General features: G+C 64.5%; 17 protein-coding genes and 1 pseudogene. 3 read left to right on the plus strand and 15 right to left on the minus strand.

All coding sequences use genetic code 11. The features are described from left to right. A complete protein-coding gene (locus APH42_RS17785; protein ID WP_060493899.1) occupies positions 1 to 1236 on the minus strand; it encodes an NAD(P)/FAD-dependent oxidoreductase in 1236 nt (411 codons plus the stop codon). A 77-nt stretch (positions 1237 to 1313) separates the two neighbouring features. Here APH42_RS17785 and APH42_RS17790 point away from each other — a divergent pair, with 77 nt between their 5' ends. Both APH42_RS17790 and APH42_RS17795 read left to right on the plus strand, forming a co-directional pair. Next, entirely contained in the window at positions 1314 to 2219 is a 906-nt protein-coding gene (locus tag APH42_RS17790) for a LysR family transcriptional regulator (protein WP_012273322.1), read from the plus strand. A gap of 55 nt (positions 2220 to 2274) precedes the next feature. After that, positions 2275 to 4140, plus strand: a complete 1866-nt coding sequence (locus APH42_RS17795; RefSeq protein WP_060493900.1) for an NAD(P)/FAD-dependent oxidoreductase — start codon at positions 2275 to 2277, stop codon at positions 4138 to 4140. A gap of 122 nt (positions 4141 to 4262) precedes the next feature. On the opposite strand, the gene APH42_RS17800 is transcribed toward APH42_RS17795, so the two are convergent. The 14 genes from APH42_RS17800 to APH42_RS17865 all read right to left on the minus strand — a co-directional run bounded on the left by APH42_RS17800 (position 4263) and on the right by APH42_RS17865 (position 18335). Next, positions 4263 to 4958 (minus strand): response regulator, encoded by a 696-nt coding sequence (locus APH42_RS17800; RefSeq protein WP_060493901.1) that lies wholly within the window; start codon positions 4956 to 4958, stop codon positions 4263 to 4265. Then, on the minus strand, positions 4955 to 7609 hold the full coding sequence (locus APH42_RS17805) for a sensor histidine kinase KdpD (protein WP_060493902.1): 2655 nt from the start codon (positions 7607 to 7609) through the stop codon (positions 4955 to 4957). The genes APH42_RS17800 and APH42_RS17805 overlap by 4 nt, the downstream gene beginning before the upstream one ends. A gap of 60 nt (positions 7610 to 7669) precedes the next feature. Then, entirely contained in the window at positions 7670 to 8221 is a 552-nt protein-coding gene (gene kdpC, locus APH42_RS17810; RefSeq protein WP_060493903.1) for a potassium-transporting ATPase subunit KdpC, read from the minus strand. Between the two features lie 10 nt (positions 8222 to 8231). Then, entirely contained in the window at positions 8232 to 10286 is a 2055-nt protein-coding gene (gene kdpB / locus APH42_RS17815) for a potassium-transporting ATPase subunit KdpB (protein WP_060493904.1), read from the minus strand. Between the two features lie 9 nt (positions 10287 to 10295). After that, complete coding sequence (gene kdpA, locus APH42_RS17820; protein ID WP_012273328.1) at positions 10296 to 11990, minus strand: potassium-transporting ATPase subunit KdpA; 1695 nt, start codon at positions 11988 to 11990, stop codon at positions 10296 to 10298. A 9-nt stretch (positions 11991 to 11999) separates the two neighbouring features. Beyond that, entirely contained in the window at positions 12000 to 12089 is a 90-nt protein-coding gene (gene kdpF / locus APH42_RS17825; protein WP_003251485.1) for a K(+)-transporting ATPase subunit F, read from the minus strand. A 176-nt stretch (positions 12090 to 12265) separates the two neighbouring features. Further along, positions 12266 to 13318 (minus strand): AI-2E family transporter, encoded by a 1053-nt coding sequence (locus APH42_RS17830; RefSeq protein WP_012273329.1) that lies wholly within the window; start codon positions 13316 to 13318, stop codon positions 12266 to 12268. A 12-nt stretch (positions 13319 to 13330) separates the two neighbouring features. Then, on the minus strand, positions 13331 to 14125 hold the full coding sequence (locus APH42_RS17835; protein ID WP_012273330.1) for a DUF4892 domain-containing protein: 795 nt from the start codon (positions 14123 to 14125) through the stop codon (positions 13331 to 13333). Positions 14126 to 14234: 109 nt separating this feature from the next. Beyond that, positions 14235 to 15089: an alpha/beta hydrolase gene (locus APH42_RS17840; protein WP_012273331.1), complete on the minus strand. Its 855-nt coding sequence runs from the start codon at positions 15087 to 15089 to the stop codon at positions 14235 to 14237. Continuing rightward, the gene (locus APH42_RS17845) at positions 15086 to 15874 is read right to left on the minus strand and encodes an alpha/beta fold hydrolase (protein WP_060493905.1); all 789 of its coding nucleotides are present in this window, start codon (positions 15872 to 15874) and stop codon (positions 15086 to 15088) included. Before APH42_RS17845 ends, APH42_RS17840 begins: the two co-directional genes overlap by 4 nt. Positions 15875 to 15966: 92 nt before the next feature. Further along, positions 15967 to 16341 (minus strand): hypothetical protein, encoded by a 375-nt coding sequence (locus APH42_RS17850; RefSeq protein WP_041166758.1) that lies wholly within the window; start codon positions 16339 to 16341, stop codon positions 15967 to 15969. Positions 16342 to 16470: 129 nt separating this feature from the next. Beyond that, complete coding sequence (gene sixA / locus APH42_RS17855; RefSeq protein ID WP_060493906.1) at positions 16471 to 16929, minus strand: phosphohistidine phosphatase SixA; 459 nt, start codon at positions 16927 to 16929, stop codon at positions 16471 to 16473. Next, positions 16926 to 17273 (minus strand): DUF4389 domain-containing protein, encoded by a 348-nt coding sequence (locus APH42_RS17860; RefSeq protein ID WP_060493907.1) that lies wholly within the window; start codon positions 17271 to 17273, stop codon positions 16926 to 16928. Before APH42_RS17860 ends, sixA begins: the two co-directional genes overlap by 4 nt. Positions 17274 to 17309: 36 nt before the next feature. Further along, the gene (locus APH42_RS17865; protein WP_060493908.1) at positions 17310 to 18335 is read right to left on the minus strand and encodes an NAD(P)H-dependent glycerol-3-phosphate dehydrogenase; all 1026 of its coding nucleotides are present in this window, start codon (positions 18333 to 18335) and stop codon (positions 17310 to 17312) included. 115 nt (positions 18336 to 18450) lie between these two features. Here APH42_RS17865 and APH42_RS17870 point away from each other — a divergent pair. Continuing rightward, positions 18451 to 18676: pseudogene (locus APH42_RS17870) on the plus strand (TonB-dependent receptor); the annotation flags it as partial.

Below are 18676 nucleotides of genomic sequence, written 5' to 3' on the forward strand. Positions count from 1 at the left end.
TCAAGGCGTGGACCGAATCGCCGCGGCCCACGCCTGCAACGCCTCAGTTGCTGCAATGGCAATCTGCTCATCAGTACGCCCACTGAACTGCCGCTCGATCGCATCGGCGGCAATCAGCCCGGCAATGGCAGGCTTGCCCACGGCATCGGTCAGGTCAAGCCATTCGCCCCAGCTGGCAGGTACGTCGTACCAGCGCAGGTAGCCGGAGGGTGAGCATGGCCACCAGCGCTCTTCGAACTGCAAAATCACCTTTTCCAGCATGCCCATCCCCAGATGAGCCAGCGCTTGTCGCTGAGTTACAGGTAGCGCGGGAATGAAATGCAACGCTTTCAATACCCCTACAGGGACTGTGCAAATGCAGAAATCGCATACCTCATCGTTCACCTTGACGCGCGCGCTCGACCAGTCTATCTGCGTGACCGGCGTGTTCAGACGGATATCCAGATCCTTCGCCAGCAAGTCGACAAGCTCGCTGTAACCACCTGGCAGCATCCAATCGCCATGCCCGACACCCTCCTCGTCCAGGGCACTGACCGACAGTTGCTCCACGGGCAAACATGCTTCCAGTACAAGGTTGGCGTCGATGGCGAACTGAGCGGCGCGCGCGTGCACAGGGTCGAGTGTGGCCATGTAGCGGTTGATCGCCTCAGACAAAGGCAGTCGCCGGTCAAGCTGCTGGGTCAAGGCGTCCCAGGCCGCGTCGACATCCGGCAACTCTCCACCGCTTGCTGCTGCAAGCGGGAAACTGAAGTCGGTCTCGACACAAGCCAACCCATGTTGCTGCGCAACGGCGGCCAATGGATTCTCGGCGAAATGCTGAAGCCATGCCGCACCTTCATCCGCTTTCACGCCGCCCAACTCGACCGTGTGCGTGCGCCCACCTGTTCGCCCACGTGCCTCCAGCACCGTGCAATCGATACCCCACGCCCGCAAGCGTTGCGCGGCGGCCAGGCCTGCACAGCCCGCACCAATCACGATCACCTTGCGCGCGCCGGCCCTCAAGGCTGCCTCGGCGGCACGCAGCCCATCATCCCAAGCGCCATGTGTCATCGCCGGCGCAGTGGCGTTACAGGCTTCTCCGGCAATGACCAAGCGCTCGTTCAGCACTTGGCCCAAGGCACTCCGATGCTGCGGCGTCCCCCCAGGCAACAGGGCACTGTAGGCACCGAGGCTGAACGGGTCTGTACTCCAGTGAGTGACATGCCAAGCGGTTGGTCTGTGCACGCGCTTCTCCATGAGGGGACTGTCCTGAATGTGCATTAATGTTCATAATTTCTAGCAATAAAAGATGATCATCATCAGGTTTACTGACAATGGCCTTTAGCAGCGACTCCCTGGCAATATTCCTCGCGGTGCTGGATGCCGGCTCGTTCTCCGCCGCCGCCCGCAAATTGGGCCGTGTACCTTCGGCCGTGAGCATGGCGATCGCCCAGCTGGAAGCGGAGCTGGACCTGCCATTGTTCGACCGCGCCACACGCAAAGCCTTACCCACCAGTGCCGCCCTGGCACTGGAACCCCAAGCCAGGCAGGTGATCTGCCAACTCAACCTGCTCGACGCCCAAGCCCTGCAATTGCACAAGGGCCTGGAAAAACGCCTGACCATCGCCATGGCGCCCGAGTTGCAGACCGGCCGCTGGAGCCAGCCGCTGGAAGTCCTCGCCCAGGAATTCCCCAGCCTGGAAATCGAAGTGCGCTCCGCCACCCAGACCGAAGCCATTCGCCTGCTGCATGACGGCAGTGTGCAGTTGGCGCTGGTGTTCGAACGGCCCGGCATCGACGAGCGCGAGTCATTCCTCGAAGCCGGCAGCCAATTGCTGGTGGCCGTCGCCTCACCGCGCCATCCTGCCGGGCAAAACAGCGGTACGCCTCTGCCTGAAGAGGCCTTCGCCGAACAACGGCAGATCATCGTGGCCTCGGGCAAGGCCACCGGGTCAGACCCGCGCATGGTGCTGTCGCGGCGCATCTGGCTGACCGACAGCTACCTGGCCACGCTGGACCTGGTGCAGTCAGGGCTGGGCTGGGCCTACCTGCCGCAGCCACTGGTTGAACCGCTGATCGCTTCGGGCGCACTGGCCGAGGTACGCTTTGACAACATGGCCAGCCGCCTGCGCTTGTGGGTGGACATCATCTGGATAAAGTCGCGGCCGTTGGGCCTGGGCGCCAGGCGTTACCTGGACGTCATGCGCCAATGCTTTGAAACAGAATCCCCAAGGTCCTGAGCCATACCCGACTACGCTTCGAGCAAACCAAAGGTTACCCAGTAAGGACACTGACATGACCATCACTCGACGCGACTTCCTCAATGGCGTAGCCCTCACCATCGGTGCCGGGCTCACCCCATTGCAAATACTCCAGGCCGCGCCTTCCGGCCGCTACTACCCGCCCGCCCTCACCGGGCTGCGCGGCAGCCACCCCGGTGCATTCGAAGTTGCGCACCAGATGGGCTGGGAAAAGAAAGTATTCGACACCAGCAGCCTGAAGATTGAGGAGCAGTACGATCTGGTGGTGGTCGGCGCGGGCATCAGCGGCTTGTCCGCAGCCTGGTTCTATCGGCAGCAGCACCCAACCGCGCGCGTGCTGATCATCGAGAACCACGACGACTTCGGCGGCCATGCCAAGCGCAACGAATTCCAGGCGGGAAGCCAGATGATCCTTGGCTACGGCGGCAGCGAAGCCTTCCAGTCGCCCAAGCACCTTTACAGCGCTACGGTGAACGGCCTGCTCAAACGACTGAACGTGGACGTGGACCGCTTCCAGACCGCCTTCGACCGCAACTTTTACCCCAACCTCGGCTTGTCTCGTGGCGTATTCTTCGACAAGGCCGGCTTCGGCGAAGCGAAGCTGGTCAGTGGCGATCCGACGCCCATGGTCGCCGACGACATTGCCCCGGACAAACTCAACGCGCGCAGCTGGCGTGCGTTCATTGGCGACTTCCCACTGCCCGAGGCCGACCGCCAGGCATTGATCGATCTGCACGAAGCACCCAGAGACTACCTGGCGGGCAAAACCCTGGAACAGAAAGAGGCCTATCTGGCCAAGACCAGCTATCAGGACTTCCTGCGCAAAGACGTCGGCCTGAGCGAAGCGGCAGCGCGCTACTTCCTCAGCCGCACCAACGACTTTTCCGCGCTGAGCATCGATGCCGTGGCCGCCGCCGACGCCTATGGCGTGGGCTTCCCCGGCTTTGCCGCCATGGGGCTTGCGCCGGTCAGCGAAGCGCTGAAAGCAGAAATGGAAGAGCCCTACATCTATCACTTCCCCGACGGCAACGCCTCGCTGGCACGGCTACTGGTGCGTAGCCTGATCCCCGCTGTAGCACCCGGCAACGACATGAACGACATTGTCCTGGCGCCCTTCGATTACGCCAGGCTGGACGTGGCACAAAGCCCGGTACGCCTGCGCCTGAACAGCACCGCAGTCAGCGTCGGCAACCGCAACGGTGGCGTCGACATCGGCTACAGCCGGGCCGGCCAGCTGCACCGTGTACACGGCAAGCACTGCATACTGGCCTGCTACAACATGATGATCCCCTACCTGCTGCGCGACCTCTGCACCGAGCAGGCCCACGCCTTGGCGCAGAACGTGAAGTTCCCGCTGGTGTACACCAAGGTGGTGATTCGCAACTGGCACAGCTTCATGAAATTGGGCGTGCACGAAATCTACGCCCCGAACCAGCCCTACAGCCGCGTCAAGCTGGATTATCCGGTGGACATCGGCGGCTACAGCCATCCACGCGACCCCGACCAGCCCATAGGCCTGCACATGGTCTACGTACCGACCACGCCCAACGCAAGCATGGATGCTCGTAGCCAGGCCCGCGTCGGCCGCAGCAAGCTGTACGCCATGAACTTCGAGCAGATGGAGGGCATGGTGCGTGACCAGCTACAGGCCATGCTGGGGCCGGCCGGCTTTGACTATCACAAGGATGTTCAGGCCATTACCATCAACCGTTGGCCACACGGTTACTCGTACTTCGCCAACAGCCTGTTCGATGACGAAGAAGAGAGTGAAAAGCTGATGAACCTCGCCCGCCAGAAGGTCGGCAATGTGGCCATAGCCAACTCTGATGCGGCCTGGGAGGCCTATGCGCATGCGGCTATTGATGAAGCGTCGCGTGCGGTGAACGAGTTGTTCGCGTAGCGCCTGCCAGGGGTTGCCTTGTGCTAAAGCGAAATATCCTACAACTCGTTAGGAAGCCGACGCTCCTTGGCCCTGGAGTCGAGAACAGCGCCCTGAATTGGCACTGTCCGTATAATTTCGGTTTATGCGGCCGGCGCCACCAACCTGTACCCCACTCCCGCTTCGGTGATGATAAACCTTGGCGCCGTGGGGTCATCCCCCAGCTTCTGCCGTAAATGCCCTACGACGATCCGCAAGTAATGAGTGTCCTCCACATGCGTCGGCCCCCAGATATCCTTGAGCAGTTGCTGCTGGGTGATCACACGCCCAGGGTGCCCGGCCAACAGCGCCAGCAAGGCATACTCCTTGCGCGTCAACGCCACTTCCACACCGTCAATAGTCACCCGGCGAAAGGCGAAGTCCACGGTCAGCGGCCCAAAGCTCGCCGCCACCTCCGAGCCGCCGGCCTGTGGCACCTGGCGCAGCAAGGCCCGCACCCGCGCGAGAAACTCCTGGATACCGAACGGCTTGGTCACATAGTCATTGGCGCCGCCGTCCAGCGCATCCACCTTTTGCACTTCACTGGCACGCACCGACAACACCATCACCGGCACCGCGCTCCACTCGCGCAGTTCACGCAGCACCTGCTGGCCGTCCATGTCCGGCAGCCCCAGGTCGAGCACCACCAGGTCCGGCTTGCCCAAAGCTGCCTGGGCCAGCCCTTCCTCGCCGGTAGCGGCTTCGAGCACTTTGTAGCCTTGCGAAGCCAGGCTGATGCGCAGGAACTTGCGGATCTGCGGTTCATCGTCGATGACCAACAGCGTGGCGGACTGGCTCATGGGGTTTCGCTTTCGGCTTCAGGTTGAGGAGGTAGCGGCAAGCATAGAGTGATGCCGGTGCCCTGGCCATCGATGCCTTCGCCCACCAGAATCTGCCCGCCATGCGCGCCGATCATGCCCTGACAGATCGCCAGGCCCAGCCCGGTGCCCTGCCCGCCTCGGTCGCCCCGAGCAGCGGTGTAGAACATGTCGAAGATCTTCTCGCGGTCGGCGACGGGAATGCCGGGGCCCTGATCGCGGACGGTAAAGCGCAACTGGTCATCCTGCACGGCCACCTGCAGCTCAAGGCGACCCTGGGTCGGGGAGAAGCGTGCGGCGTTTTCCAGCACGTTGACCAGCGCCTGTTCGATCAGCGCCGCATGTACGAACAGCAACGGCAGCTCGGCCGGTACGTCGGTGTGCACCCGCAGCGGTGCCAGCACCACGCGCAGGCGGTTAAGCGCGCTACCGACGATGTCCGCCGGGGCTACCCAGTCGCGGGCCAGCTTGAGGCCACCGTGGCCCAGGCGGGTCATGTCCAGTAGGTTCTGGATGTAGCGGTCAAGGCGTTCGGCCTCGTTACGGGTGCCTTCCAACAGCTCGCGGCGGTCTTCAGCCGGGATCGCCTCGCCCAACGCCAGCAGGCTGTCGATGCTGCCACGCATGGCGGTCAACGGTGTACGCAAGTCATGGGATACCGAGGCCAGCAAGGCGCTGCGCAGTTGCTCGGTTTCGCCGTGCAGGCGCGCGGCCTCCAGTTGTTCGGCCAGGCGAGCGCGGGCCAGGGCCTGGGCCAGTGGCTGGCCAAGGGCGGTGAGCAGGCGCCGGCGTGGGTCGCTGAGCGGCTGCCCGTTGCGCGGGCGCACGCCCAGCAGCGCCAGAGGTTGTTCGTCCACCGCCAGCGGCCACCACCACCAGCGGCCATTGGGCAAGGTGTCGCTGCCATGGCCAGCGGCCTGGCCGTGCTGCCAGGCCCAGTCGGCGGCAGCCCGTTCGGTGTCACTGAGGGCGTGGGCTTCGCCGCTGGCCACTTCCAGCTGGCCTTCGGCATTGCGCTCAAGTAGGCACACCTGCATGTCCTGCCAGCCGTCCAGATGTTGGCCGGCGGCATTGAACACGGCTTGGCGATCGGTGGCCACCGTCAGCCGACGCGACAGGTCGAGCAACTGGCTGGTCTGCGCCTGGGTCTCGCGCAGTGCCTGCAACTGGCGGCGCTGGCGCGCGGCCAGGTTGCCGGTGAGCGCGGCCATCAGCAGGAAGAACACCAGGGTCAGCACATCTTCTTCGCGCTGGATGCTGAACGAGAAGTTGGGCGGGATGAACAGAAAATCGTAAGTCAGGAACGACAGCGCGGCGCAGGCCAACGCAGGCCCCAGGCTGCTGCGCACCGCCACCAGCAACACTGCCGCCAGGAACACCAGTGAGATGTTGGGCAGCGCCAGTACGCTCGACACTGCCCAGGCCAGGCCCGCCGCCATCACGGTGGCCAGCAGCGCCAGCAGATAATGGCGCCACACCCATACCCGCCGCACCGCCGAACGCGGCGCTGGCGGCTGCATGTCGCGGTCCAGCACGTTGACTTCCAGGCCATGGCTTTCACGCAGCAGCCGCGCCGCCACACCGGCCCCGAACAGCCGCCGACGCAGGCGGTCGCGGGACTGCCCGACCAGCACCAGACTGGCCCGCCGCTCGGCAGCATGCTGGATCAACGTGCGCGCCACTTCGCCAGCACGCAGCAGTACCACCTCCCCACCCAGACGTTCGGCCAGTTGCTGCGCGGCCTGCAAACGATGCCGCGCGGTTTCGTCACGCAGGCGGCCGTTGTCCACATGCACCAGGCTCCAGGGCAGGTGGCGGCGCTGAGCCACACGGCTGGCATGACGCACCAGGCGTTCGGCCTGGTCATCGCCGTCCACGCCTACCAGTAACCGCCCGCGCAAGGCCGGGGCTTCCTGGCCGCGCTGGCGATAGCCGTGGGCCAGGTCAGCGTCGACCTGAGCAGCGGCGGTCTGCATGGCCAGTTCGCGCAGGGCGGTGAGGTTGGTTTGCGAGAAGTACGCGTCGATGGCCGCACGCGCTTGCTCGGGCACATACACCTTGCCTTCGCGCAGGCGTTCGAGCAGCTCGCGCGGGGGCAGGTCGATCAGCACCAACTCGAAGGCTTCCTGCAGCACCCAGTCCGGCAGCGTTTCGCGCACTTGCACGCCCGTAATGTCGCGCACCTTGTCGTTGAGGCTTTCCAGGTGCTGGACGTTGACCGTGGTGTACACGTCGATACCGGCGGCCAGCAACTCTTGCACGTCCTGCCAGCGCTTGGCGTGGCGGCTGCCGGGGGCGTTGGTGTGGGCCAGTTCGTCGACCAGGGCCAAGGCCGGTGAGGCTTGGAGCAGGCCGTCGAGGTCCATTTCCTCAAGGGTGACGCCACGGTACTGGCTGCGCAGCAAGGGCTGTTGCTGAAGGCCGGCAAGCAGCGCTTCGGTTTCGGCGCGGCCGTGGGTTTCGACAACGCCAGCCAGCACTTGCACGCCCTGACGCTGCTGGGCGTGTGCGGCCTGGAGCATGGCGAACGTCTTGCCGACACCGGGGGCGGCGCCAAGGAACACCTTCAGCCGGCCCCGGCCGGTTCGCGCAAGGTTAGCCAACAGCGCGTCTGCGCGGGCGGAATCACTCATGTTTCATCCTTCAGGATTTGCCACCGTCGACCAAAACCGGGCCGCAAAGCGGCCCAAATATCAGTGGCTCAGTTGCTCGATCTTCTGGTTCAACGCCAGCACATTGACCACCGGCGGGCCGATCAATGGGTGGAGGGTGGCCTCTTCCTGCAAGGCTTGCAAGCGCTCCACCGGCAGCTGCCGTGCCGCCGCCACACGCGGGATCTGGTAGGCCACAGCCTCCGGCGGCAGGTGTGGATCAAGGCCGCTGCCCGAGGTGGTGAGCAGCGCCTGCGGCACGGGCACCTGCTGTGCCTGGAACAACGTAGCCGCATCGCCCTTCACCCGCTCAGCCAGCGCCGGGTTGCTTGGCGACAAGTTGCTGGCGCTGCTGGCGACGGTAGCGTAAGCACCTGCCGAAGGCCGCGAATGGAACCAGCCATCGCCCTGGAAATCCTGGGCGATCAGTGCCGACCCCCGCACCTGGCCATGCTTATCGCGCACCAGGCTACCGTTGGCCTGGTTCGGGAAGGCGACCTGGGCAACACCCGTCACCGCCAGCGGATACAGCACGCCAGTCAGCAACGTCATCAACAAAGCCAAGCTCAACGCCGGGCGAACATAAGCATTCATGGCGGCCTCCTCAGACCAGGTTCAGTGCATTGAGCAGCAGGTCGATCAGCTTGATGCCGGCAAACGGCACCACGATGCCGCCCAGCCCGTAGACCAGCAGGTTGCGCCGCAGCAGGTGCGCCGCACTGGCGGCCTGCACCCGCACACCTCGCAGCGCCAGTGGAATCAGCACGATGATGATCAGCGCGTTGAACACGATGGCCGACAGGATCGCGCTCTGCGGGCTGGCCAGGTGCATCAGGTTGAGCACGCCCAGCTGTGGGTAAATGGCAGCGAACAGCGCCGGTAGGATGGCGAAGTACTTGGCCACGTCGTTGGCAATGGAGAACGTGGTCAACGCACCACGGGTGACCAGCAACTCCTTGCCAACCTGCACCACGTCCAGCAGCTTGGTCGGGTCGCTGTCCAGGTCGACCATGTTCGCCGCCTCACGCGCGGCCTGGGTGCCATCGTTCATGGCCATGCCGACATCAGCCTGGGCCAGTGCCGGGGCGTCGTTGGCGCCGTCACCGCACATGGCCACCAGGCGGCCGTCATTCTGCTCCTGGCGAATGCGCGCCAGCTTCTTCTCGGGCGTGGCCTCGGCCAACACATCATCCACCCCCGCTTCGGCGGCGATGGCTGCGGCGGTCAGCGGGTTGTCGCCGGTCACCATCACCGTGCGAATGCCCAGCTTGCGCAGCTCGGCGAAGCGCTCGCGGATACCAGGCTTGACCACGTCCTTGAGGTGAATGACACCCAGCAGGCGTTTATCGATGCACACCAGCAATGGCGTACCGCCGCTTTGGGCGATGCGCTCCACTTCGCGGGCCAGCGCCGGGGGCATTTCCAGGCGTTGCATGCCAACGAATGCCAGCACCGCATCGACGGCGCCCTTGCGGTAGCGATGCTGCTGGAAGTCGATGCCCGACAGGCGGGTCTCGGCACTGAAGGCCACGGCTTCGAACTGCCCGGCAGGCGGTTCGACAAAGTCATGCAACTGGCGCAGGTATTCGACAATCGACTTGCCTTCGGCAGTGTCGTCGGCCAGCGAGGCCAGCAAAGCGCCCTCCCCCAGCTCGCGGGCGGTAATGCCCGGTGCAGCATGCAACGCGCTGCAGCGGCGGTTGCCGAAGGTGATGGTGCCGGTCTTGTCGAGCATCAGCGTGTGCACGTCACCGGCCGCCTCGACCGCGCGGCCCGAGCGGGCGATGACGTTCAGCCGCACCAGCCGGTCCATGCCGGCGATGCCGATGGCCGATAGCAGGCCGCCGATGGTGGTGGGGATCAGCGTCACCAGCAGCGCGGCCAGGAAGATCAGCGGCAGGCTGCCACCCACGAAGTGAGCGAACGGCTGCAAGGTCACCACCACGATCAGGAAGATCAGGGTCAGGCCGATCAGCAGGATGTCGAGGGCGATTTCGTTCGGGGTCTTCTGCCGCTTGGCGCCTTCGACCAGGGCGATCATGCGGTCCAGGGTCGACTCGCCCGGGTTGCTGGTGATGCGAATCAGCAGCCAGTCGGAGACCAGCCGCGTATTGCCGGTCACCGCCGAGCGGTCGCCGCCGGATTCGCGGATCACGGGCGCGGACTCGCCGGTAATGGCGGCCTCGTTCACGGCCGCGATGCCTTCAAGCACTTCGCCGTCACCGGGGATCATCTCGCCGGCTACCACACGTACCACGTCGTCCTTGCGCAGCGCGCTGGCAGCGACCGTCTCAAAGCTGCCATCACGCTGGCGTCGCTGAGCGGTCAGGCCTTGGCTGCCAGCCTTGAGGCTGTCAGCGCGGGCCTTGCCCCGGCCTTCGGCGAGGGCTTCGGCGAAGTTGGCGAACAGCACGGTAAACCACAACCACAGGGCGATCTGCACGGCAACGCCAGTACTCACGCCACCACCGGGGGCGAAGCACAGCACGGTGGTCAGCACCGCAGTCAGGGCCACCACCAGCATCACCGGCGAACGTTTTAGCTGGCGCGGGTCGAGCTTGACGAATGCCTGCACCAGCGCCGGGCGCCATAGCGCGGCGAAGCGGGTCTGGTCCTTGGCACTGTGCCGGGTGTTCACTTCAGGAATGGGCATGTTCATGATCGGTCCTCAAAAACCCAGGCTCAGGTGTTCGGCGATTGGCCCAAGGGCCAGGGTCGGCAGGAAGGTCAGGCCACCGACCAGCAGGATGGTCACCAGCAGCAGGCCGGTGAACAGCGGGCCGTGGGTGGGGAAGCTGTTCTGCCCCTGCGGCGCGCTTTTTTTCGCCGCCAGGCTGCCGGCCAAAGCCAGGATTGGCAGGATGTAGCCAAAGCGGCCGATGAGCATGGCCAGGCCGATCATCAGGTTGTGGTACACCGTGTTGGCAGCAAAGCCGGCGAAGGCCGAGCCGTTGTTGGCGGTGCCCGAGGTGTAGGCATACAGCAGCTGGCTGAAGCCATGCGCGCCTGGGTTGCTGACCGCCCCCGCAGGGCCAGGCAGGCTGGCGGCGATGGCGCCGAGCACCAGCACGCCGACCGGCATCACCAGCAGGGTTGCCACCAGCAACTGCACCTCACGGGCCTGCAGCTTCTTGCCCAGGTACTCCGGGGTACGGCCAATCATCAGCCCGGCCAGAAACACTGCAATCAGCACAAACAGCAGCATGCCGTACAACCCGGCGCCAACACCGCCGAAAATCACCTCGCCAACCATCATGTTGACCATGGCCACCATGCCGGTCAGCGGGTTGAGGCTGTCATGCATGGCGTTGACCGAGCCGTTGGAGGCAGCGGTGGTGGTTACCGTCCACAACACCGAGCCGGTGGTGCCGAAGCGGCTTTCCTTACCCTCCATGGGCGCTGCCTGCTGCACCTGGGCGCTTTCCAGCGCCGGGTTGGGTTGGTGCTCGGACCACAGCGCCGTGCCGCCGCCGATCAGAAACAGCGCCAGCATGCAGGCGAGGATGGCACGGCTTTGGCGCAGGTCCTTCACGTAATGGCCGAAGGTGAACACCAAGGCCACCGGAATGAGGATGATCGACGCCACTTCGAACAGGTTGCTCCAGGCCGTGGGGTTCTCGAAGGGGTGCGCCGAATTGACACCGAAGAAGCCGCCACCATTGGTGCCCAGTTGCTTGATGGCGATCTGGCTGGCGGCAGGGCCCAACGGAATGGTCTGGTCAGCACCTTGCAAGGTCAGCGCGTGGGCGTAATCGGCAAAGGTCTGTGGCACGCCCTGCCATACCAGCAACAGCGCCAACAGCAGGCACAGCGGCAGCAAGCCGTACAGGGTAGCGCGGGTCATGTCGACCCAGAAATTGCCCAGCGTCGTTGCGCTGCGCCGGGCAATACCACGGCACAAGGCAACCAGCACGGCCAGGCCGGTGGCAGCACTGACGAAGTTCTGCACGGTCAGGCCAAGCATCTGGCTCAAGTAGCTGACCGACGCCTCACCGCTGTAGGCTTGCCAGTTGGTGTTGGTGACGAAGCTGACTGCGGTGTTGAACGCCAACGACCATTCCTGGCCAGGCAGGTGCTGCGGGTTCAATGGCAGGTAGCCCTGCAACAGCAGCACGGCGAACAACAGCAGGAAGCCGGCCAGGTTGAACACCAGCAGGGCCAGGGTGTACTGCCGCCAGTTCTGCTCCTGGCTGGCGTTCACACCCGCCAGCCGATAACAGACCTGTTCGACCGGGCCCAGCAGCGGCGAAAGCCAGGTACGCTGGCCTTCCATGACCTTGAAGTAGAACCGCCCGAGCCAAGGTGCCGGTAGCAGCACGATGGCGAAGAATGCCAGGAGCAAGGCGAAATCGTAACTGTGCATGGCCGCTCCCTAGCTGCGATCGGCGCGCAGCAGCGCCACCAGCAGGTAAAACGCCAATGCCACCGCCAGCAGCAGTGACAGCCCGTCGAGCATGTTCATGTGTCGTTCTCCCCGTATGCGGCTTGGGCCGCTTTGGGGAAATTGTCCGTGGGAGGGGTGTAAAGGGGCGAGATCGAGGGGTAAGGGTGGGTATAAAGAATGCGTAAAGATCAGCTTCTTTGGGCTACCTGTACCGGCCTCTTCGCGGGGTTATCCACGAAGGGGCCGGTACAAGCTTACTGCTGGGGTGGCTGCTGTGCGGCGTTACGGCTCCAGTCCAGCAGCAGGCTGTAACCGACCGCCAGCAAGGTCGGCCCGATGAACAAGCCAATGAAGCCAAAGGCAAGCAAGCCACCGAACACGCCCAGCAACACGATCACCAGCGGCAGGTTGCCGCCACGGCTGATCAGGTAGGGCTTGAGCACGTTGTCCACGCCGCTGATGACGAAGGTACCCCAGATACCCAGGAACACCGCCATGCCGTACTCGCCCTTCCACACCAGCCAACCGGTGGCCGGGATCCAGGCCAGTGGCGGGCCCATGGGGATCAGGCTGAGCATGAAGGTCACCAGGCCCAGCACGATCGCCCCGGGCACCCCGGCGATCAGGAAGCCGATGAGCGCCAGCAGGCCCTGTGCGGCCGCCGTGCCGATCACCCCGTTGACCACCCGCTGCACGGTGCCGGCAACCAGTTGCAGGTAATACTCGGCACGCTCGCCCATCAGCCGGTGCAGCAAGCGCAATACGAAGGCCGCCAGGCGTGGCCCGTCGCGGTAGAAGAAGAACACGAACACCAGGCTCAGGGTCAGTTCCAGCACACCGCTGCCGATCTGTGCGCTGCGCGCCAGCAACCAGTTGCCCACCTGCCCGAAGTATGGCTTGGCCGAAGCGAGCAAGGCCGCGCCCTGTTGGTCGAGCGATTGCCACCAGTTGACCAGGCGCTCACCGACGAACGGAATGCCTCCCAGCCAGGCCGGCGCTTCGGGCAAGCCGTCGACCTGCACGTCACGTACAAACGCCGTGGCATCGCGAATATGATCGGCCAGGTTGAACCCTAGCCACACCAACGGCAGTGCCACGATCAGGATCCAGGCCGTGGTCAGCAGGCTGGCCGCCAGCGTCTCACGTCCGCCCAGCAAGCGCGTCAGCAGGCGCATCAACGGCCAACTGGCAAAGGCCAGGATGGCCCCCCACAGCAACGCCGAAATGAAGGGCGCCATCACCCAAAGGCCGGCACCCAGCAACGCCAGCAGCAGAATCTGGACCAGCAGGCGATCATTGTTAACCATGGTGGCGCTCGTTCAACGGATCAGTTCAAGGTGCAGGCCGTCTGTAGGCGCACTGCCGACTTCAAGACGGCCATTGCGCACCCCGGCCTTGATCAGCGCCTCGCGCCAGGCTTCGGCCTGGGCGCCGCTGAGGCTGGCGCGCAAGGTGCTGTCGAGGTTCAGGCTGCGGGCCAGCAGGTTCACCCAGGTGTCTTGCGGCGCAGCAAGGTCAGGGTAGTCGAGCTTGCCGGTGTCGCGCATTTCGCGCAGCACCGTGGCGGCGGTAGGCAGCAGCTCGCCCAGCGGGCTGCCGGCGACGAACTCTTCCACATGCAGGTAGGCACGGCGGTTGCCACGGGTAACGCTGTACAGCGCAACCAGGGTGTCGGCCTCGTCCGCGGAGCGGCGTAGCAGGATGAACGCCTGCTGCTCGTCGCCACCGTTGAGGCGGGCATTGGCGAACACGTCGTTGGCCCACAGGCTAGCCTCACCGCAATCGCGCCCCTGGCACCAGAACAATGGGTAGCCACCGTCGCGCTGCAGTTCTTCGCGGGCACTGGTGAAGGCTTCGCGGGCAGTACGCTCGACGGGCAACTCGTAGGTCACCGAGCTGACTTGGCCACGGCTCTCGACCTTGTCGTCGACCCGCAGGCGACCACTGATCTTGCGTAGCGGGCCCATCGGGTAGACGCGCTCCTGCTCCACGGCCGGACGCTGGTCGACAACCTTGGCGTCCTGCGGTACCGGCAAGCCGCCGGCCCACAATAGGGGGCTGGCGAACGCCAGGCAGGCGGTGATGGCGTTACGGATGGCAACAGGCGCGCTCATTGGCGAACCAGGCGGCGCTTAGCGCCGGAAAGAAGCTCCAGGATGTCTGGCAGTTGCATGGTTGTCTCCCTGTTCAACCCGCCAAGCCTCGACACTTGTCCGGTGCAAGTCAAGCAAAGCCAAAGAAGCGATTGATACAGTCTGCGACAAGGGCCGCGCCCTGCTCATCGTTCAGGTGCAGGTGATGGCCGCCGGGCAGCGTCACCTGCTCAAAGGGTAGCTGCTCCAGTAGCGCCGTGTGGCGCGCCAGCATGCCGTCGGCAGCCACCAGCAACTGCGCCGGGCAGCTCACCCGACGCACATGGGCCATGGCCTGTGCTTCACTCAGGCGCACCGGTGATGGCAGTGTTAGGCGGCTGTCGCTACGCCAGCTGTAGCCACCGGGCACCGGCATAAGGCCACGCTGGGCCAGCAGCTCGGCCGCCTCACGGCTGACCGCGACCATGCCTTTCATCCGGGCATGCACACCATCCTCCAGTGTCGCGTACACCGACTTGCGCTTGCCATCCAGCCGCAACTGGGCCTGCAGTGCCATCCCCAAGCGCTCGCCTGCATCCTGCTCGGCGCCGGTCGGGGGGATGACACCGTCGATCAACGCCAGGTGGCTGACCCGGTCGGGCAAGGCACCGGCCAGTTGTACCGAAATGATTGCGCCAAGCGAATGGCCAAGCAGGGCGAAACGCTGCCAACCCAACTGCTCGGCAACGCGCAGCACATCATGGGCATAGTCGGCCAGGGCGTAACCGGCGCCAAGCGGGCGGTGCTCCGAGTAACCGTGCCCGGCCAGGTCCAGGGCGACGATGCGCAGCCCTTTCAGTCGCGGCGCCAGGCGGGCGAAGCTATTGGCGTTGTCCAACCAGCCATGCAAGGCAATCACTGGCAGCCCGTCTTCAGGGCCGAACAAGTGCGCAGCCAGTTCGATATGGCCCAGGCTCAGGCGGATTTCCTCGACCTGCGCGCTCATGCCTGGCTCCAGCGGTCGAACAGCCCCTTGATCAGGCTGGCGGTGTCGGCCGGGCGCTCCAGCGGGAACATGTGCCCACCCGGTACGCTGTGGTATTCACCTTTGAGCATGCCGCGCACTGCCAGGGTATGGTGGCGGCGAATGACATTGCTACGGTCGCCACGCACCATGGCCAGCGGCACCTGCAACTGCCGTGCGGGGGCTGGGCTGGTATGAGGGATGCTGCGGTAGATGCTGATTTCCGTAGCCGGGTCGAAGCGCAACTGCAGGCCCTGCTCCACGGCCTGCAGGCCGTGCTCTACATAAGCGTCGAGGCAGTCGGGATCGAAATGGCGGAACAGTGACTTGCCGGCGAAATAGTCCCGGGCGCTGTCACGGTCCTTGAAGGTTTCGCGGCGCCCCAAGGTGCGCCCGGCGGGGGTGATTCGGTCGATGAAGCCCAAGCGCTTGGCAGTGCGCAGCAGCCACTGGTCGGCACGGGTGAGCACGGGGGAATCGAGCATCACCACCCCACGGTAGTACTCGGGGCAGCGCAAGGCGGCGTGCAGGTGCAGCACCCCACCCAGCGAATGGCCGACGCCCCAGATGGGCTGATCCTGTTGCGCCAGGTGATGCAACAGCTCATCGACCAGGCTTTGCCAGTTTTCGTCCACCGGAAAACGCGGATCATGCGCGTGCTGGGCCAGGTGCTGCACCTGATAGTCCGGCGCCAGCGCTGCGAACAGCTTGCCGTAGGTGGCCGAGGGGAAACCATTGGCATGGGCGAAGAAGATCTGCTGCGACATGGCGCCAGGTCCGCACGGGAGTGATGGCCTATTGTCGGCATCCCGGTGCGGTTCGGCAATGTCCGTAAAGGTCATCGGCGAGGGCTATCAGGTCATGCCGAGCGGTCGAAGCTGCTCAGCGAACGGCGCAGGCAGGCTTGCATGTAGGCCAGTTGGCTCTCCAGCGCTTCGCGGGCCAGGCGCTGGTCGTGATAGTCCAGTTGCAGCCGGCGCAAGGCCAGGCAACTGGTTTGCAACAGGTGGGAGACACGTATGCAGGCGTCCTGCAGGGCGCGCAGGTCCAGCTCGCTTTGCTGCCTGACAGCAGGTTCCAGTTCGAGGTTGCCGTTTACCGTGTGCATCAGGTGGTAAAGCTTGGCGTCGGCCGATTCGCGCAGCAGGCTGTATTGCGCGAAATCCAGCGAAGTACCCTGATCAACCTGGTCTATGGTGGGTTGCAGGTCCAGGGAGCTCAATAGCTCCCGCATCACACCGCTCATTCGCTGCTCCCTGCCTGATTGACTTTGAGCAACGCTAGCAAGAGGCCATAAAGCGCGGCAACTGGCAAAAATACCAGTTGCCTTCTTGATGGCCAGGGGCACCGTGCAACACCAAGCTCAACCCGGTGAGCTGATCACCCGAAGCGTCATGAGCCCTGCCAGTGGCCAATCCCCTTCCAGCTCCGCCAGGCTGGCAGTGCTCATGGCTGCCGGCTGCTGCTTGTGACCATGCTCCAGCACTCCGACCAAGGTGCCCACCAACGGCTGGTGGCTGACCAGCAGTACATGCTCAAGCCCCAGGCGTTCGAGCTCGCCGATGACCTGCTGCACATCACTCTCGGGCGTCAGCCAAGGCACGGTGCGCACCGGCTCGGCGAAGCCCAGGGTGTCATGCACCAGCACCGCCGTCTGCTGTGCGCGCACGTAAGGGCTGGCGATGATGGCCTGCAACGGTTGCCCCAGCAGGCGAGCGGCGCTGTGCAGCACCTGCTCGCGGCCATGGGCGGTCAGCCGGCGCTCGGCATCGGTACTGGCCCGTGGCTCCGCTTCCCCGTGGCGCAGCACCCACAGTTTCACAGCTTGGGTTCCTCGTCACGCACCGGGTGTGGGGCCGGGGCCACGGCATGGGCGGCTTCACCTTCGGGCGCACGCGGGGCCGGCCAGTCCGCGAACGGCCAGGGCTTCTGGTCGCTGTGGAAGCTGCCAAAACGGCCGATTTGCGCCAGGTACTGGCTCAAGCTATCGCCGAAGTTCATCAGGCTGGCACTGGGCACGCCGTACACCAGACGGTAGATCAGCTGGACCAGCACCAGGCCACCCAGCAGCAGTTCGGCCAGTTGCCAGACCACCAGGAACACCAGCATCCACAGGACCCGCAGGATGATCGACTCGCGCTGGGCGCGTTCGGGCGTATCGTTCATGTGTTGCTCCTTGCTTGTGTCAGAGCCACCAAGGGCTCAGTTGAAACCGCTGATGGAAATGAAGTCGACATCGGTTTTGGGCTCGGCACGCATCAGGTGCTCGATCACTTGGTTCAAGGTGCGCCCTTCGAACAGAATGGCATGCAGGCCAGCCACCAGCGGCATGTACACCTGCACTTCCTGAGCCTTGGCCTTGAGCACCTTGAGCGTGTTGACCCCTTCGGCCACTTCGCCCAGGCGGTTGACCGCCTCTTCCAGGCTGTGCCCCTCGCCCAGCGCGTAGCCAACCTGATAGTTGCGGCTCTTGGGCGAGGAGCAGGTGACGATCAGGTCACCGACACCGGCCAGGCCGAGGAAGGTCATGGGGTTGGCACCTTGGCTGACAGCAAAGCGCGTCATTTCAGCCAAGGCCCGGGTAATCAGCATGCTCTTGGTGTTCTCGCCCATCCCCAAGGCCACGGCCATGCCGGCGATGATCGCGTAGACGTTCTTCAGCGCCCCGCCCAGTTCGACGCCAAAACGGTCGGCACTGGCGTAGACGCGGAAGGTACGCCCGTGCAGCACGGCCTGCACCTGCTGGCACAGCTTTTCGTCTTCACTGGCCACCACTGTGGCAGTCAGTGCGTGTTCGGCGATCTCGCGCGCCAGGTTGGGCCCCGACAACACGCCAATGCGCGCCTGGGGGGCGATTTCTTCAAGTATCTGGCTCATCAGTTTGAAGCTTTGCGCTTCGATGCCTTTGGTCAGGCTGACCAGGCCCTTGCCGCGCAGCAACTCGGCATGCGGTGCCAGCACGCTGCGCAACGCGCTCGATGGCAGGGCCACGAAGACCAACTCGCTGGCCTGCAGGGTAGCGAGCAGGTCGTTGACCGGTTCGACGCCATCGTGCAGGCGGATGCCCTTGAGGTAGCGCGGATTCTCGCGATTGACGCGCATGGCCTCGGCCTGCGCCGGGTCGCGCATCCATTGGCGCACTGGCACACCGTTTTCCGCCAGCAGGTTCGCCACGGCGGTGCCGAAGCTGCCGCCTCCCAGAACTGCAACAGGTTGCTGTTCAGTCATATCCAATCCGTTAAAGCCAAAAGTTAAGTGGCGACCCCGCCATTATACGGCTCGCCTGCTACAGAACCAGTACAGGTAACCCAGATCACTGGCAAATACGCCAAGGTCAGTTACCATGCCTGTTTCAACTCTGATACAAGGCTGCTCCGTGTTCCCTGGCACGCCCCCGTACCCGCGCCTGCTCATACTGACTGCCCTGCTCGGTGGCCCAGCCGTGGCCGACGACCTGTTCATCGACACGTCCGACCTGCCACAGGTTCTGACCGCCACACGCCTGAAACAATCCCCGGCGGCGGTCCCGGGCAGCATGACGGTCCTCGACAGCGAGCTGATCCGCGCCA

The sequence above is a fragment of the Pseudomonas sp. NBRC 111140 genome (genome assembly GCF_001320885.1).
Taxonomy (GTDB): domain Bacteria; phylum Pseudomonadota; class Gammaproteobacteria; order Pseudomonadales; family Pseudomonadaceae; genus Aquipseudomonas; species Aquipseudomonas putida_P.

Bases quoted from the DNA above. Each gene is read 5' to 3' on its own strand.
- APH42_RS17785 (WP_060493899.1), bottom strand. From the start codon at position 1,236: ATGGAGAAGCGCGTGCACAGACCAACCGCTTGGCATGTCACTCACTGG.
- APH42_RS17790 (WP_012273322.1), top strand. From the start codon at position 1,314: ATGGCCTTTAGCAGCGACTCCCTGGCAATATTCCTCGCGGTGCTGGAT.
- APH42_RS17795 (WP_060493900.1), top strand. From the start codon at position 2,275: ATGACCATCACTCGACGCGACTTCCTCAATGGCGTAGCCCTCACCATC.
- APH42_RS17800 (WP_060493901.1), bottom strand. From the start codon at position 4,958: ATGAGCCAGTCCGCCACGCTGTTGGTCATCGACGATGAACCGCAGATC.
- APH42_RS17805 (WP_060493902.1), bottom strand. From the start codon at position 7,609: ATGAGTGATTCCGCCCGCGCAGACGCGCTGTTGGCTAACCTTGCGCGA.
- kdpC (WP_060493903.1), bottom strand. From the start codon at position 8,221: ATGAATGCTTATGTTCGCCCGGCGTTGAGCTTGGCTTTGTTGATGACG.
- kdpB (WP_060493904.1), bottom strand. From the start codon at position 10,286: ATGAACATGCCCATTCCTGAAGTGAACACCCGGCACAGTGCCAAGGAC.
- kdpA (WP_012273328.1), bottom strand. From the start codon at position 11,990: ATGCACAGTTACGATTTCGCCTTGCTCCTGGCATTCTTCGCCATCGTG.
- kdpF (WP_003251485.1), bottom strand. From the start codon at position 12,089: ATGAACATGCTCGACGGGCTGTCACTGCTGCTGGCGGTGGCATTGGCG.
- APH42_RS17830 (WP_012273329.1), bottom strand. From the start codon at position 13,318: ATGGTTAACAATGATCGCCTGCTGGTCCAGATTCTGCTGCTGGCGTTG.
- APH42_RS17835 (WP_012273330.1), bottom strand. From the start codon at position 14,125: ATGAGCGCGCCTGTTGCCATCCGTAACGCCATCACCGCCTGCCTGGCG.
- APH42_RS17840 (WP_012273331.1), bottom strand. From the start codon at position 15,089: ATGAGCGCGCAGGTCGAGGAAATCCGCCTGAGCCTGGGCCATATCGAA.
- APH42_RS17845 (WP_060493905.1), bottom strand. From the start codon at position 15,874: ATGTCGCAGCAGATCTTCTTCGCCCATGCCAATGGTTTCCCCTCGGCC.
- APH42_RS17850 (WP_041166758.1), bottom strand. From the start codon at position 16,341: ATGCGGGAGCTATTGAGCTCCCTGGACCTGCAACCCACCATAGACCAG.
- APH42_RS17860 (WP_060493907.1), bottom strand. From the start codon at position 17,273: ATGAACGATACGCCCGAACGCGCCCAGCGCGAGTCGATCATCCTGCGG.
- APH42_RS17865 (WP_060493908.1), bottom strand. From the start codon at position 18,335: ATGACTGAACAGCAACCTGTTGCAGTTCTGGGAGGCGGCAGCTTCGGC.